General features: G+C 67.3%; 17 protein-coding genes. 7 read left to right on the forward strand and 10 right to left on the reverse strand.

Going from position 1 to position 14,200, the window contains the following annotated elements; translation table 11 throughout:
* Positions 1 to 32 precede the first annotated feature (32 nt).
* Positions 33 to 644: a non-canonical purine NTP pyrophosphatase gene (locus ACP690_RS12580; protein WP_426261330.1), complete on the reverse strand. Its 612-nt coding sequence runs from the start codon at positions 642 to 644 to the stop codon at positions 33 to 35.
* Positions 641 to 1,354 carry a ribonuclease PH gene (gene rph, locus ACP690_RS12585; protein ID WP_043060486.1) on the reverse strand — a complete coding sequence of 238 codons (714 nt, stop codon included), beginning with the start codon at positions 1,352 to 1,354 and terminating at the stop codon, positions 641 to 643. Before rph ends, ACP690_RS12580 begins: the two co-directional genes overlap by 4 nt.
* 217 nt (positions 1,355 to 1,571) lie before the next feature.
* On the opposite strand from rph, the gene hrcA reads away from it, so the two are divergent.
* The 4 genes from hrcA to ACP690_RS12605 are packed head-to-tail and all read left to right on the forward strand — an operon-like array spanning position 1,572 to position 4,639.
* A complete protein-coding gene (hrcA, locus tag ACP690_RS12590; protein WP_426261331.1) occupies positions 1,572 to 2,612 on the forward strand; it encodes a heat-inducible transcriptional repressor HrcA in 1,041 nt (346 codons plus the stop codon).
* A gap of 15 nt (positions 2,613 to 2,627) precedes the next feature.
* Complete coding sequence (gene grpE / locus ACP690_RS12595) at positions 2,628 to 3,176, forward strand: nucleotide exchange factor GrpE (protein ID WP_017980020.1); 549 nt, start codon at positions 2,628 to 2,630, stop codon at positions 3,174 to 3,176.
* Between the two features lie 4 nt (positions 3,177 to 3,180).
* Positions 3,181 to 3,393 (forward strand): hypothetical protein, encoded by a 213-nt coding sequence (locus tag ACP690_RS12600; RefSeq protein WP_241890207.1) that lies wholly within the window; start codon positions 3,181 to 3,183, stop codon positions 3,391 to 3,393.
* Positions 3,394 to 3,412: 19 nt separating this feature from the next.
* Positions 3,413 to 4,639, forward strand: coding sequence for a threonine synthase (locus ACP690_RS12605; protein ID WP_426261332.1), 1,227 nt, complete (start codon positions 3,413 to 3,415; stop codon positions 4,637 to 4,639).
* Between the two features lie 46 nt (positions 4,640 to 4,685).
* Here ACP690_RS12605 and ACP690_RS12610 read toward each other — a convergent pair whose 3' ends face one another.
* On the reverse strand, positions 4,686 to 5,144 hold the full coding sequence (locus ACP690_RS12610) for a vgr related protein (protein ID WP_426261333.1): 459 nt from the start codon (positions 5,142 to 5,144) through the stop codon (positions 4,686 to 4,688).
* 434 nt (positions 5,145 to 5,578) lie between these two features.
* Positions 5,579 to 6,082: an EF-hand domain-containing protein gene (locus ACP690_RS12615; RefSeq protein WP_426255014.1), complete on the reverse strand. Its 504-nt coding sequence runs from the start codon at positions 6,080 to 6,082 to the stop codon at positions 5,579 to 5,581.
* 206 nt (positions 6,083 to 6,288) lie between these two features.
* Between ACP690_RS12615 and purB the strand changes: the two genes are divergently transcribed.
* Positions 6,289 to 7,599, forward strand: a complete 1,311-nt coding sequence (purB, locus tag ACP690_RS12620) for an adenylosuccinate lyase (protein WP_426261334.1) — start codon at positions 6,289 to 6,291, stop codon at positions 7,597 to 7,599.
* A gap of 162 nt (positions 7,600 to 7,761) precedes the next feature.
* On the opposite strand, the gene ACP690_RS12625 is transcribed toward purB, so the two are convergent.
* The gene (locus ACP690_RS12625) at positions 7,762 to 8,274 is read right to left on the reverse strand and encodes a thioredoxin family protein (protein ID WP_315460631.1); all 513 of its coding nucleotides are present in this window, start codon (positions 8,272 to 8,274) and stop codon (positions 7,762 to 7,764) included.
* On the opposite strand from ACP690_RS12625, the gene ACP690_RS12630 reads away from it, so the two are divergent.
* Both ACP690_RS12630 and ACP690_RS12635 read left to right on the forward strand, forming a co-directional pair.
* Positions 8,258 to 8,593, forward strand: a complete 336-nt coding sequence (locus ACP690_RS12630) for a hypothetical protein (protein WP_426261335.1) — start codon at positions 8,258 to 8,260, stop codon at positions 8,591 to 8,593. The two genes, ACP690_RS12625 and ACP690_RS12630, sit on opposite strands and share 17 nt — an antisense overlap.
* A gap of 112 nt (positions 8,594 to 8,705) precedes the next feature.
* A complete protein-coding gene (locus tag ACP690_RS12635; protein ID WP_017980013.1) occupies positions 8,706 to 8,900 on the forward strand; it encodes a hypothetical protein in 195 nt (64 codons plus the stop codon).
* On the opposite strand, the gene ACP690_RS12640 is transcribed toward ACP690_RS12635, so the two are convergent.
* The 5 genes from ACP690_RS12640 to dnaK all read right to left on the reverse strand — a co-directional run bounded on the left by ACP690_RS12640 (position 8,897) and on the right by dnaK (position 14,044).
* Positions 8,897 to 9,355 (reverse strand): TM2 domain-containing protein, encoded by a 459-nt coding sequence (locus ACP690_RS12640; protein WP_331361443.1) that lies wholly within the window; start codon positions 9,353 to 9,355, stop codon positions 8,897 to 8,899. The genes ACP690_RS12635 and ACP690_RS12640 overlap by 4 nt on opposite strands.
* Before the next feature lie 59 nt (positions 9,356 to 9,414).
* On the reverse strand, positions 9,415 to 9,717 hold the full coding sequence (locus ACP690_RS12645) for a transcriptional regulator (RefSeq protein WP_426261336.1): 303 nt from the start codon (positions 9,715 to 9,717) through the stop codon (positions 9,415 to 9,417).
* On the reverse strand, positions 9,714 to 10,166 hold the full coding sequence (locus ACP690_RS12650; RefSeq protein WP_426261337.1) for a hypothetical protein: 453 nt from the start codon (positions 10,164 to 10,166) through the stop codon (positions 9,714 to 9,716). The genes ACP690_RS12645 and ACP690_RS12650 overlap by 4 nt, the downstream gene beginning before the upstream one ends.
* Positions 10,167 to 10,720: 554 nt before the next feature.
* Positions 10,721 to 11,848 (reverse strand): molecular chaperone DnaJ, encoded by a 1,128-nt coding sequence (gene dnaJ, locus ACP690_RS12655; protein WP_426261338.1) that lies wholly within the window; start codon positions 11,846 to 11,848, stop codon positions 10,721 to 10,723.
* 291 nt (positions 11,849 to 12,139) lie between these two features.
* Positions 12,140 to 14,044 carry a molecular chaperone DnaK gene (gene dnaK, locus ACP690_RS12660; protein WP_063686388.1) on the reverse strand — a complete coding sequence of 635 codons (1,905 nt, stop codon included), beginning with the start codon at positions 14,042 to 14,044 and terminating at the stop codon, positions 12,140 to 12,142.
* Between the last annotated feature and the right edge of the window lie 156 nt (positions 14,045 to 14,200).

The following is a 14,200-nucleotide window of genomic DNA, read 5'->3' on the forward strand; positions in this document are numbered from 1 at the left end:
AGCGATCCCGTTGACGGTGGGAGCCATCTGGCTCAGATTGCATGCCGCGCCGACGGTTGTCGGCGCATGGATATCTGCTGGCCAAAACCCGCCGCTGCTTCCCGACATAGGACGTTGTCGGGCAGGAACATCGCGTCATAGCCGAAGCCGTTGCCCCCGCGCGGCGGCCAGACCAGCGTGCCGTCGACGCGGCCTTCGAACCATTCGACATGGCCGTCGGGCCAGGCGAGCGCGAGCGCGCAGACGAAATGCGCCGACCGTGCCATGTCGGGCTCTTCGTTCAGGCGGTCCTCGACCAGGCGCATCGCGAGGTCGAAGTCTTTCGATTCGCCCGCCCAGCGTGCCGAGAAGATGCCGGGATCGCCGCCCAGCGCATCGACGCACAGGCCGCTGTCGTCGGCAAGCGCGGGCAGGCCGCTGAGGTCGGCGGCGATGCGCGCCTTCAGCTCGGCATTGGCGACGAAGGTGGTGCCCGTCTCTTCCGGCTCCGGCAGGTCGAGTTCGCCCGCCGAGATCGGCTCGACGCCATAGGGGCCGAGCAGCTCGGCGATCTCGCGCACCTTGCCGGGATTGTGGCTGGCGATGACCAGCTGGCCGGGGCGCAGCTTGCGGATCGCCTGGGGGATGTCGCCCTCGCCGCTCACTTCACGGCCCGGTCTTGGGCGGCGAAGATCTCGGCGCAGCCGATGCGGGCGAGGCGGAGCAGGCGAAGCAGTGCCTCTTCGTCATAGGTGGCGTGCTCGGCGGTCGCCTGCGCTTCGGCGATGTTGCCGTTTTCGAGCAGGACGAAATTGCCGTCTGCGTCGGCGGCGGAGTCCTCGAGATAGTCGAGGTCGAGGACCGGCGTGCCCTGGTGGATGCCGCAGCTGACCGCGGCGACCTTCTGCAGAATCGGGTCCGCGGTCAGCTTGCCGCTGGCGAGCAAAGTGTTGACCGCGAGGCGCAGCGCGACCCATGCGCCCGAGATCGCCGCGGTGCGCGTGCCGCCGTCGGCCTGCAGCACGTCGCAATCGAGCGTGATCTGGCGTTCGCCGAGCAGCTTCATGTCGACCACCGAGCGCAAGGATCGGCCGATCAGGCGCTGGATTTCCTGCGTGCGGCCCGACTGCTTGCCCTTGGCGGCTTCGCGGTTGCCGCGGGTGTGGGTCGCGCGGGGCAGCATGCCATATTCGGCCGTCACCCAGCCTTCGCCCTTGCCGCGGAGGAACGGCGGCACGCGCTCTTCGACGCTGGCGGTGACGAGCACCTTGGTGTCACCGAACGCGACCAGCACCGATCCTTCGGCATGGCGGGTGAAGTTCGGGGTGATGGTGATGTCGCGCATCTGGTCTGGCGCGCGGCCGCTGGGGCGCATGGAGGTCTCCTTGGGATGTGGCGTGGCGATAGACCGGACGGCGGGGGGATGCCAGCGGTGTTGGTATTGGTGCCTTTTCCTTCGTCACTCCGGACGTGATCCGAGGTCCCGCTTTTTCCATGGACGAGAAGAAGCGGGACCCCGGCTCAAGGCCGGGGTGACGAAGAGGGGAGGGGCAAGCAGTTGCCCGCCCCGCAAACTGCCCTAGATTGCACCTATGGCTCCGCCCGTCACCGAATTGACCGACCGCGCGCGCGATATCTTTCGTGCCGTCGTCGATGGTTATGTCGAGAGCGGCATGCCGGTGGGGTCGAAGACGATCGCCGCGGCATCGGGGCTCAACCTGTCGCCGGCGTCCATTCGCGGCGTGATGCAGGAGCTGGAGGAGCTGGGCCTGCTCGCCAGCCCGCATACCAGCGCGGGGCGCATCCCGACCGAGCGCGGCCTCCGATTGTTCGTCGACGGGATGATGCAGGCGCTCGAACCTTCTGCCGAGGAACGCGCGGCGATCGAGGCGCGTGCGGGGCATCATGGCCCGGTCGAGGAAGCGCTGGCGGCGACGACCGCGGCCTTGTCCGGCCTGTCGGCCTGTGCCGGCCTGGTGATGGTGCCCAAGCGCGAGGTGCCGTTGCGCTCGATCGGGTTCATCGGCCTGTCGCCGACGCAGGCGATGGCGGTGCTGGTCAGCGAGGACGGCAGCGTCGAGAATCGCGTCATCGCGCTGCCCGCGGGGATGACGCCGTCGGCGCTGATCGAGGCGGGCAATTACATGACCGCGACGCTCGCCGGGCTGACGCTGGGCGAGGCGCGGGCGCGGATCCAGCGGCAGCTGGCCGCCGATCGCAACGCGCTGGACGGCGCGGCGCGCGCGCTGGTCGAGGCGGGGCTGGTGGTGTGGAGCGAGGACGATGCGCGCCGCCCGGTGCTGATCGTCCGCGGGCAGGGGCGGTTGATCGATGCCGCCGCCGCCGCCGACCTGGAACGCCTGCGCGACCTGCTCGACGATCTGGAGGGCAAGCAGGAGATCGCGCAGCTGCTCGACAGCGCCCGCGCGGGTGATGCGACGCGCATCTTCATCGGCGCGGAGAACAAATTGTTCGCGCTGTCGGGCAGCTCCGTCATCGCGCGGCCGTTCCGCGGACCCGGTGGGCGGGTGGTCGGGGTGGTCGGCGTGATCGGCCCCACGCGGTTGAACTATGCGCGCGTCGTGCCCATGGTGGATTTCACGGCGGCAACGCTTGCCCGTTTGATGGGCTGACGACGACAAACAGGGATGTACATGACCGAAGAGACGAAGACCGACGCCGAGGCGCTGCGCCAGGATACGGCGGCGGCGGCGCCCGAAGTGGCGGAGCATGACCGCGTGGCCGAGCTGGAGAACCAGCTGGCCGATGCGAAGCAGCAGGTGCTGTACGCGCAGGCCGAAATCCAGAACGTGCGCCGTCGCGCCGAAAAGGAAATCGCCGATGCCCGCGCCTATTCGACCACGTCGTTCGCGCGCGACATCCTGTCGGTGGCGGACAATCTGGCGCGCGGGCTGTCGGCGATTCCGGCCGAGCTGCGGGCGGACGAGAAGCTGAAGGGCCTCGTCACCGGGCTGGAAGCGACCGGCCGCGAACTCGACAGCGTGTTTGCGCGCAACGGCATCGTAAAGGTCGAGGCGATGGGCGCGACGCTCGATCCCAACAAGCACCAGGCGATGATGGAAGTGCCGAGCGACGCCGCGCCGGGCACGATCGTGCAGGAAATGCAGGCGGGCTATATGATCAAGGACCGCCTGCTGCGCCCGGCGCTGGTCGGCGTGGCGAAAAAGCCGGATTGATCCGATGAGGCCGCGCCATGATCCGCCCAGTGGCCGGCCCGTCGAACTGTCGCTGGCCGAGGCGCTGGATACGTTCGCACGATCACGGGCATCGCGCCGCCGGCGACACACGCCGCGGCGGCGCGGCGAGCCGGGTGGCGAGCCTTGCCCTGTCGAACCGAACCGCCCGCTCGACCTGTCGGGTGGCGCCGCGGCGGCACTGGAGTTTGGCGACTAGGTCGGGTTAAGAGATTGGCATGAACTCCAATCTCACCGCCGATCGCCAGACGTTCGTCACCCATCTGGAATGCTCGTTGACCGGCGAGCGCTATGAGGCGGACCAGCTGCATGGCCTGTCGCGCGCCGGACGGCCGTTGCTGGTGCGCTACGACCTCGACGGCGTGCGGGCTGCGTTGGCGAAGGACGCGCTCATCGCGCGGCCGACCGATCTGTGGCGGTGGCGCGAATTGTTGCCCGTCCGGCGCACGGAGAACATCGTCAGCCTGGGCGAGATCGAGACGCCGCTGATTCCGTTGGTGAAGAGCGGTGGCGGTGGCAACGTCCTCGTCAAGGACGAAGGCCGCTTGCCGACGGGCAGCTTCAAGGCGCGCGGGCTGGTGATGGCGGTCGCGATGGCGAAGGAGCTGGGCGTCACGCGGATCGCGATGCCGACCAACGGCAATGCCGGCGCGGCGCTGGCGGCCTATGCCAGCCGGGTGGGGATCGAGACGATCGTCTTCTGCCCCGAGGATACGCCCGAGGTGAACGTCCGCGAGATCGCGATGCAGGGCGCGCGCGTCTATCGCGTCAACGGGCTGATCGACGATTGTGGTGCGATCGTGGGGAAGGGCGCCGCCGAGGGGCGCTGGTTCGATTTCTCGACGCTGAAGGAGCCCTATCGCATCGAGGGCAAGAAGACGATGGGGCTGGAACTGGCCGCGCAGATGGGCTGGGAACTGCCCGATGCGATCTTCTATCCCACCGGCGGCGGCACCGGGCTGATCGGCATGTGGAAGGCGTTCGACGAGCTGGAGCGGCTCGGCTGGATCGGGCCCAAGCGGCCGCGCATGTATGCGGTGCAGGCGTCGGGCTGCGCGCCGATCGTGCGCGCGTTCGAGGCAGGCGAGGAGCATGCGACACGGTGGGAGGACGCGCATACCGTCGCCGCGGGCATCCGCGTGCCGCGCGCGGTCGGCGACTTCCTGATCCTGCGCGCGGTGCGCGAGAGCGGTGGCAAGGCGGTGGGCGTCGGCGACCCCGCGATCCTGGCGGCGGTGGACGATTGCGCGAAGAACGACGGGTTGCTGCTGTGTCCCGAAGGTGGCGCGACGCTGGCGGCCTATCGTCAGGCGCTGCGCGATGGCGAGGTCGACGAGGACGAGCGCGTCGTGCTGTTCAACTGCGCGACCGGGCTGAAATATCCGATGCCGGAGGCTCCGGCGTGGCTCGATCGGCATGGGGCGATCGACCTCAGCGCGTTGTGATCGTCACCCCGGCTCTTCGGCCGGCGTGACGGGGGTCGGGTAAGGCTTAGCCGAACGGCAGCAGCGTTTCGTATTGGGCGAGGGGCGGTGCGCCGGGGATGCGGGCGCCGTGGCGGAGTAGGAAGGCGTGGCGGACGATCTCGCCTTGCTGTTCGATGCCGTAGCGGTGGAGCGGCTGGCCGGGCTTCAACGCATAATCGTAGCGGCAGAAGGGGTGGCGGGCGAGCGGCAGGCAGATGCCCCGCTGGTGCTGCCAGATATGCACCATCTCATGGATGAAGAGCCCCTGGTCGGGCAGCGCGGCGGCGGCGAAGTCGTCGCGCCAGCCCTGGCCCTTGGGGTGGAAATGGATGCAGCCGCGTGGCGCCATCACCGTGTCGCGTGGCTGGAAGAAGGCCCATTTGCTGCGGGATAGCGTGACCCGGTCATAGTCGATCGTGTCGTGGAAGACCGATGCGGCGAGGACGCGTTCGCCGTCGGTGAGCGGGCGGGTGGGGTGGGGCATTGTCGGCGGAGATAGGGGGCGGGGTGGGGGTCTGCCAGTGGGCTGGGGGGTGTGGGTGCCGCCTTCCGTCCGTCACCCCGGACTTGGTCCGGGGTTTACTCTGCGGCGGGGGGGGTGGTTTGAGCCTCTTGCCACCCCCTCGCGGCCCGGTGGACCCCGGAACGAGTCCGGGGTGACGGGGGTGGTGGGCGGTCGTTGTGGCTGTTTTAACACGCGCCCGGTCGCGCACTAGACTTGCCCATTCGTCATTCCCGCGAAGGCGGGAATCCATAACCTCTGACCTTGCGGCTGGAGGGGCGACGGTAGCGTGTCTGGATTCACGCCTTCGCGGGAATGACGGAGTGGGAGGGCGGAGGCTCTCGCCCTCCACGGAGGGCGCATACGAAAAGGGCCGCCGGATCGCTCCGGCGGCCCCTCTCATCGATCGGTCAGGATCAGGACTGACCCTGGCTCAGGAAGCCGATCAGTTCGGGCTTGGACACCGACTTGCTCTTGTCCTTGTCCGCCTGGGCGAAGGCGGAATTGACCCAGGACTTGGTCTTGGCGTCGGTGGCGGTCGCCTTGGGGTCGCTCGCCTGCTTCAGCTTGACCATCCAGCTGGCGAATTCGGCCTTTTCCAGCTTGCCGTCCTTGTTCGCGTCATAGGTCGGGAACTCGGTTTCGACGACGCTCGCCACCTGATCCGCGCCGGTCGCCGGCTGCGTGGTGGCCGGCTGCGCAGCCGCGGTCTGCGTCGCGTCGGCGGGCGCTGCTGCTGCCGTTGCCGAATCCATCGGCGTGGCCGCGGGCTGGGCGTCGGTTACCGGCGATCCGGCGGGTGCCTGAGTTTGCGGCGCGGTCTGCGTCGTGGCTTGGGTCGGCGCAGTATTGGTCGTTTGCTGCGCCAGTGCCGGCGAAGCAATCGTCATCACTCCGGCGAGAAGAGCATATTTCAGCATTGCTGGTCTCCCATCGTTATTAAAACCGAGCGGCGCGCATCATTTCACCGTGCGCCGCGTCGTCTTAAAATGGGGAATTATAATTTGAACGCAAGTCTCACGGGTTTACGGCTTGCGACCCCCGCTGCTAGGAACCCGCGGAAATCCGCGAGTCGCGGCCGATGCGGCCACGACGAACCGTGCAGCCGTCAGGACGAAGGAACACCATGGTCCCCCGCTATTCCCGCCCCGAAATGACCGCGATCTGGACGCCCGAGAACCGGTTCCGCATCTGGTTCGAGATCGAGGCGCACGCCACCGACGCGCTCGCCGAGCTGGGCGTGGTGCCCAAGGATGCCGCCGAGGCGCTGTGGGCCTGGTGGAACACCAACCCCGCAATCGACGTCGCCGCGATCGACGCGATCGAGGCGGTGACCAAGCACGACGTTATCGCCTTCCTGACCTGGGTCGCGGACAATGTCGGCGATCAGGCGCGCTTCATGCACCAGGGTATGACGTCGTCCGACGTGCTCGACACCGCGCTGGCGGTGCAGCTGGCGCAGGCAGCGGACATCCTGATCGCCGATCTCGACAGACTGCTGGCCGTGCTCAAGACGCGCGCGATCGAGCATAAGATGACGCCGACGATCGGCCGCAGCCACGGCATCCATGCCGAGCCGGTGACGTTCGGGCTGAAGCTGGCGCAGGCCTATGCCGAGTTCGACCGTTGCAAGACGCGGCTGATCGCGGCGCGCGCCGATATCGCGACCTGCGCGATCTCGGGCGCGGTCGGCACCTTCGCCAACATCGATCCGTCGGTGGAAGAGCATGTTGCCGCCAAGCTGGGCCTGTCGGTCGAGCCCGTCTCGACGCAGGTGATCCCGCGCGACCGGCATGCGATGTTCTTCGCGACATTGGGCGTGATCGCCAGCTCAATCGAGCGGCTGGCGACCGAGGTGCGCCACCTGCAGCGCACCGAGGTGCTGGAGGCGGAGGAATATTTCTCGCCCGGCCAGAAGGGCTCGTCCGCGATGCCGCACAAGCGCAACCCGGTGCTGACCGAGAACCTCACCGGCCTCGCCCGCATGGTGCGTGGTTATGTGACGCCGGCGCTGGAGAATGTCGCGCTGTGGCATGAGCGCGATATCAGCCACTCGTCGGTCGAGCGCTACATCGGGCCGGACGCGACGATCACCCTCGATTTTGCGCTGGCGCGGCTGACGGGCGTGATCGAGAAATTGCTCGTTTACCCTGAGCGGATGGACAAGAACCTCAACAAGATGGGCGGGCTGGTCCATTCGCAGCGCGTGCTGCTCGCGCTGACGCAGGCGGGGGTGAGCCGCGAGGACGCCTACCGGCTGGTGCAGCGCAACGCGATGAAGGTGTGGGAGTCGGACGGCCAGCTGTCGCTGCTCGAGCTGCTGAAGGGCGATGCCGAGGTGACGGCGGCGCTGTCGCCTGCGGAGATCGAGGACAAGTTCGACCTCGGCTATCACCTGAAGCACGTCGACACGATCTTCGCGCGGGTGTTCGGCTGATCCCAAGTTCTCCCCCGCCAGGGGGAGGTGGCGCCGCGAAGCGGTGACGGAGGGGGAGGTAAGCGGCGAAACGCGCAATGGCGTGCGTCGCTTACCTCCCCCTCCACCATTCGGCTGGCGCCGAACGGTCCCCCTCCCCCTGGCGGGGGAGGAATTTGCGCCTCACGCCCATTGCGCGAGCCAGTCGGCGAGGCCTTGCGGGGAGAGCGAGCGGGCGTCGGCGAGTGCGGTTTCGCGGCCGGCGTTGACGACGCGGTTGGTCTTCGGGTCGACGATCAGCAGCGCGGGCACGCCGGCGAGGCGACCCTTGATGCCGTAGCTCGCGGGAATGTCGAGGTTCTTGTCGAAGCGGCCGATGTCCACCGTCACCACCTCATAATGCTTCGCCATGAAGCCGCGCATCGCCGGCAGCTCCATGACGCCGGCGAGCAGGCGGCAGTCGAGGCACCAATTGCCGCCCATGTCGATAAGCAGCTTCTTGTGCCCCTTCAGCGCGCGCGCCTTGGCGGCGGCGACCTGCGCCTTGGCGTCGGCGGCGCCGTCATAGGGCAGGGGCAGCGGCTGCGGCAGCTGGTTGAGCGTCGCGATGGCGACACGCGGCGCGGCGACGCGGGCATCGGCGACCGCCGGCAGGGTAGCGGCGAGCGCAAGGGCGAGCATGAGCGGGCGGGACATCGACACCTCCGACAGGGGAAAGGCCAATCTCAGCCGGTCGCGTCGGCCTTGGCAAGGCAGCGCGTGCTGCACCGGCGGAAAGCGCGGCTTTCTGGACGGTGGTCGTGATGGCGTCGTAGGTTTGTTACAGTTGCGTGAAACGCATCCGTCATTGCAAGCAACAATATTGCGCGATCGTGTAACGATCTACATATCGCGGGGGCCGGCCATTCCGCCGGCACGGAGACCTTCCATGCGCATGTTCGAAACCGCGGCCAGCTCGGTGCTGGCGATCGCGGCCCAGGCGCTGGTGGTCGGGGTGATCATTTCCGCCCTGTAACCCATCGGCCCGCCCGCCCGCTTTTCGCCTGATGGCGTCGAGGGGGCGGCTAGGGCCGGCGGGGTTTTCGTTCGCCGCCGGAACCAGCGCTGCGCCTGCGCGTCGTCGCGCCATGTTCGTCGACTTTCGCGATGTGCCGCCGCCACCGCCGTGGCAGCCGCCCAAGCGGCCCGATCCGCGGCCGCAGCTGACGCCGCGCCAGCAGAATGCGCTGGCGGCGATTATCGGCGTCAACGTGCTGCTGCTGTTGGTCGCGCCGATCGGCGGCGCGACGGTGATCCAGGCGATCGGCGCGCTGTTTCGCTAGCGCTTGCGTTCGTAACGGGCGGCGAATTCGTCGTCGGACATGATCAGATAGCGGATCATGTCGACGAACGCCCAGGGCGCGGTGACGAGCAGGCCGATGACGGTGATGCTGAGGACTAGCATCACGATCCCCGATCCCGTCCGCCCCGTGTAGAAGCGATGGATGCCGAGCGTGCCGAGCAGGAAGGCGAGGATCGCGGCGACATATTTGTTGCGATCGTTCACCGGTGCGCGGGGCGGCGGGGGTGCCAGGACGTGGCGGGTGCCCGCTTCGGCGGGCATCGGGAAGACGCTGAGCGCGCGGTCGCCCTCCGCTTCGAAATCGACCTTCACGCCGATCTTGGGCTCGCCGCGCTGTGCCCAGTCTTCGGGGGTGAAGCGATAGCGCTTGCCGTCATCGCCCGCGACCAGCCCCTCGCCGCTCCGCGTATCCACACCCAACACCTGTCCGCGCATGCCCACTCCCCGGCTCGTTCGCGGTGTATTGTGGCGATCAGGCGCCGGCGCGCAAGAGGCTACTCGGGGGCGAGGCGTTCGGTCAGGCGGGCGAGCGTGGTGAGTGCGGCGACATGCGCCGCAAAGGCCTTGCGTCCGGCACGCGTGGCCGCGGCCCAGGTGCGCGAGCGCCCATCGCTGCTTGCCTTGCGCAGGCTGACGTAGCCCGCGTCGACCAGCGCCGACAGATGTTTCGACAGCACCGAATCGCTGACCTGCGTCGTGGTGCGCAGCAGGGCGAACTCGGCATCCTGCACCTCCGTCAGCACCGCCATGATCTGCAGGCGGGCGGGCGGGTGGATGACCGGATCGAAGCCACTCATGCGAGGCTGCCGAGCAGTTCGCGGCGGAAGACGCGGCACCACCACAGGCTGCCGGCATAGGCGATGGCGGCGGCGACGAGCGCGAGGGGAAGCGGGGCCCAGGTCACGCCCCGATCGGTTGCGAGCCAGACGCCGAGCATGTGGATCGGCAGGATGACGAGCAGCATCACCGCGGTGACCCGCCGCGTCCTGCCCGCGCGATAGCCGTTGATGAACATGCCCATCCGCCGCCGGTCCCAGCGGACGATCCAGGCGATGGCGGCGAACAGGCCGGCGATCATCGCGAAGCGGAGCGGGAAGGGCACGGCGGTGCTCGCGACCATCCCGCCCATCAGCGCGGCGAAAGCGGCATGGCGGATCGGCGGCACGTCCGATGCCGCGGCGAGGCGCAGGCGCGACTGTTCGATGAAGGCCAGCGCCTCTGCGGCATTCGCGCTGTTATGGTCCATGACGTTCCCTTTCCAAGTTGGAAAGAGATTGGCGTAGACTTTCCGATTCGGCAAGTGATAATTTTCCGGATTGGAAAGTGATGTCGCGGTGGTGCCTGGGACGCTGCGTGGCGATTGTTCCCTTTGTCCGTCATCCCGGCCTTGAGCCGGGATCCCGCTTCTTCTGCTGCGGTGGAGAAGCGGGACCCCGGATCGAGTCCGGGGTGACGGTGGGGTGCGGTGGGTGTCGCCGCTAGTCGGTAAGGCGTTGAGGTGGTGTTTCGACGTGAGGGCGTTGCTTGCCTCCCCCTCCGTCACCGCTGCGCGGTGCCACCTCCCCCTGGCGGGGGAGGACTTTTGGGTATTCTTTTCTGACGATGGTATCGGCGTGAGGGGATATGAGTGGCTTCAGTTTGCGACTGGATCGGGATCGGCGATACGACCACCCCTTCGTCGTCCCCGCCTTGAGCCGGCGTCCCGCTTCTTCTTCTACTGCGGGGAAGAAGAAGCGGGACCCCGGATCAAGTCCGGGGTGACGGGATGGGGGAGCATGCGCCCCGCCGCCCCATCCCACCTTATTCGCCTGCGAAGACGCTCTTCAGCTTGGCGAAGAAGCCCTGGCTTTCGGGGCATTCGTCGCCCGTTTCGGTCTCGCGGAACAGTTCGAGCAGTTCGCGTTGGCGGGTCGAGAGCTTGGTCGGGGTTTCGACCTCGATCTGGATGACGAGATCGCCCTGGCCGCGGCCTTGCAGCACGGGCATGCCGGCGCCGCGCTGGCGCAGCTGCTTGCCGGACTGGATGCCGGCGGGGATCTTGATGTCGTGCCGGGCGCCATCGAGGCCGGGGATCGACAAGGTGCCGCCCAGCGCTGCGGTGGTGAAGCTGATCGGTGCGCGTGCGAACAGCGTCGTGCCTTCGCGTTCGAAGATCGGATGCCGCGCGACATGGAGGAAGATGTAGAGGTCGCCCGGAGGCGCGCCACGCGGACCGGCCTCGCCTTCGCCGCTCAGGCGGATGCGCGTGCCTTCGTCGACGCCGGGGGGGACGTTGACGCTGAGCGTCTTGGTCTTTTCGATCCGGCCTTCGCCGCGGCAATCGGGGCAGGGATCGGCGATGATCTCGCCCGAGCCCTGGCAGACCGGGCAGGCGCGTTCGACGACGAGGAAGCCCTGCTGCGCGCGCACCTTGCCGTGGCCGTTGCAATGGCGGCAGGTGGAGGCGTGCGTGCCGGGCTTGGCGCCCGAGCCGTGGCAGGTATCGCACTGCGCCGAAACGTCGACGGTGATCTCGGTCGCCTTGCCATGGTAGGCCTCTTCGAGGGTCACTTCCATGTCGTAGCGCAGGTCGGCACCACGACGCTGCTGCTGACGCCCGCCACCGCGGCCGCCGTTCATGAATTCGCCGAAGACGGATTCGAAGATGTCGGAGAAGCCGCCGAAGTCCTGCGCCCCGCCGCCACCGCCGCCGCCGCCGTTCTGGAAGGCGGCATGGCCGAAGCGATCATAGGCGGCGCGCTTCTGCGGGTCCTTCAGGACGTCATAGGCCTCGCTGATCGCCTTGAAGCGCGCTTCGCTATCCTTGCACCCGGCGTTCTTGTCCGGATGGTATTTCATCGCGAGCTTGCGGTACGACGATTTGATTGTCGCGCCGTCGGCATTCCGCTCGCATTCGAGCAGCTCGTAATAGTCGACTGTGGTGCTCATGCCCGTCCTCTAGCGCGAGATGATCCGGTGGTCCCGATCCAATCCGCAAACCGCCGTTCGTGCTGAGCTTGTCGAAGCACGGTGGGCATCACCTGCCCTTCGACAGGCTCAGGGCGAACGGGAGGGGATAACGCCGATACCACATGCAGCCCGCGTATTCGAAACACGGACCGGATGGGGTGTCGGCTCATCTCTCTGTCACCCCACGTTCCACCCCGTTGTCCCCCTGCCGGAAAGTCACAAAAGTCACGCCGAAGCATGTGTTGTGCGGGCAGGGGGACGGGGTGGCTTTTACGCCTTGTGGTCGTCGACTTCCGAGAATTCAGCGTCGACCACGTCGTCCTTGGGCGCTTCGGCACCGGCATCGCCCTGCGGCGAGGCCTCTGCCGCCTGCGACTTTTCGTAGATCGCCTGGCCGAGCTTCATGGCAACCTGCGCGAGCGCCTGCGCCTTTTCGTTCATCTGGTCGGCATCGCCGCCCTCGACCGCCGCCTTGGCCGCGTCGATCGCCGACTGGATTTCCGACTTCAGCGAATCATCGACCTTGTCGCCATTGTCCGCGAGCTGACGCTCGGTGGTGTGGATCAGCGATTCGGCGTTGTTCTTCGCTTCGGCGCCGGCACGACGCTTCTTGTCCTCTTCGGCGAAGCGCTCGGCATCCTTGACCATCTGGTCGATGTCGGCGTCGCTGAGACCACCCGAGGCCTGGATGCGGATCTGCTGCTCCTTGCCCGTGCCCTTGTCCTTGGCGGACACGTTGACGATGCCGTTGGCGTCGATGTCGAACGTGACCTCGATCTGCGGCACGCCGCGCGGCGCCGGCGGGATGCCGACCAGGTCGAACTGACCCAGCAGCTTGTTGTCCGCCGCCATCTCGCGCTCGCCCTGGAACACGCGGATCGTCACCGCGCCCTGGTTGTCGTCGGCGGTCGAATAGGTCTGCGACTTCTTCGTCGGGATCGTCGTGTTACGGTCGATCATGCGGGTGAACACGCCACCCAGCGTCTCGATGCCCAGCGACAGCGGCGTCACGTCGAGCAGCAGCACGTCCTTGACGTCGCCCTGCAGCACGCCCGCCTGGATGGCGGCGCCCATCGCGACGACCTCATCCGGGTTGACGCCCGTGTGCGGCTCCTTGCCGAAGAACTGCTTCACCGCCTCGCGCACCTTCGGCATGCGGGTCATGCCGCCGACGAGGACGACTTCGCTGATGTCGCCGGTGCTGACACCGGCATCGGCCAGCGCCTTCTTCATCGGCTCGATCGTGCGCTTGATCAGGTCGTCGACCAGACGCTCCAGGTCGGCGCGGCTGATCGTCTTGACGAGGTGCTTCGGGCCGTTCTGGTCGGCGGTGATGAAGGGCAGGTTGACCTCGGTCGACGCGGCCGAGCTGAGCTCGATCTTCGCCTTTTCCGCGGCTTCCTTCAGGCGCTGCAGCGCGAGCTTGTCCTTGGTGAGGTCGATGCCCTCATCCTTCTTGAAGCCCTCTGCCAGGTAATCGACCAGCTTGTTGTCGAAGTCTTCGCCGCCCAGGAAGGTGTCGCCGTTGGTCGCCTTCACCTCGAACACGCCGTCGCCGATCTCGAGGATCGAGACGTCGAACGTGCCGCCGCCAAGGTCGTAGACCGCGATCGTCTTGCCGTCCTGCTTCTCGAGGCCATAGGCCAGCGCCGCCGCGGTCGGCTCGTTGATGATGCGCAGCACTTCGAGGCCGGCGATCTGGCCAGCGTCCTTGGTCGCCTGGCGCTGCGCGTCGTTGAAGTAGGCCGGCACGGTGATGACCGCCTGCGTGACCGTCTCGCCGAGATACGATTCGGCGGTTTCCTTCATCTTCTGCAGCGTGAAGGCCGAAATCTGCGACGGGCTGTAATCCTTGCCGCCGGCCGAGACCCACGCGTCGCCGTTCGGGCCGCGTGCGATCTTGTACGGAACCAGCTCGGTGTCCTTCTTGGTGATCGGATCGTCGAAGCGACGGCCGATCAGGCGCTTCACCGCGAAGATGGTGTTGTCGCCATTGGTGACGGCCTGGCGCTTCGCCGGCTGGCCGACCAGACGCTCGCCGTCCTTGGCGAAGGCGACGATCGACGGCGTGGTACGCGCGCCTTCCGCATTCTCGATCACCTTGGGCTTGCCGCCTTCCATCACTGCGACGCAGCTGTTGGTGGTGCCGAGATCGATGCCGATTACTTTAGCCATGTGTGCTTGCTGAGCCCCTCACGAACAAAAAAATACAAACGAGAAGGGAACCTTTTGCCCCGTTACGGCGACGAAAGGTGCCCGTTGATGGGCGCGATATAGGTGGGGTTGCGCTTGCCGCAAGACGGGGCGGGCCATAGGAACTGCGGGTGAAAC

Source organism: Sphingomonas sp. DC4900, from assembly GCF_049896485.1.
Classification (GTDB): domain Bacteria; phylum Pseudomonadota; class Alphaproteobacteria; order Sphingomonadales; family Sphingomonadaceae; genus Sphingomonas; species Sphingomonas aquatilis.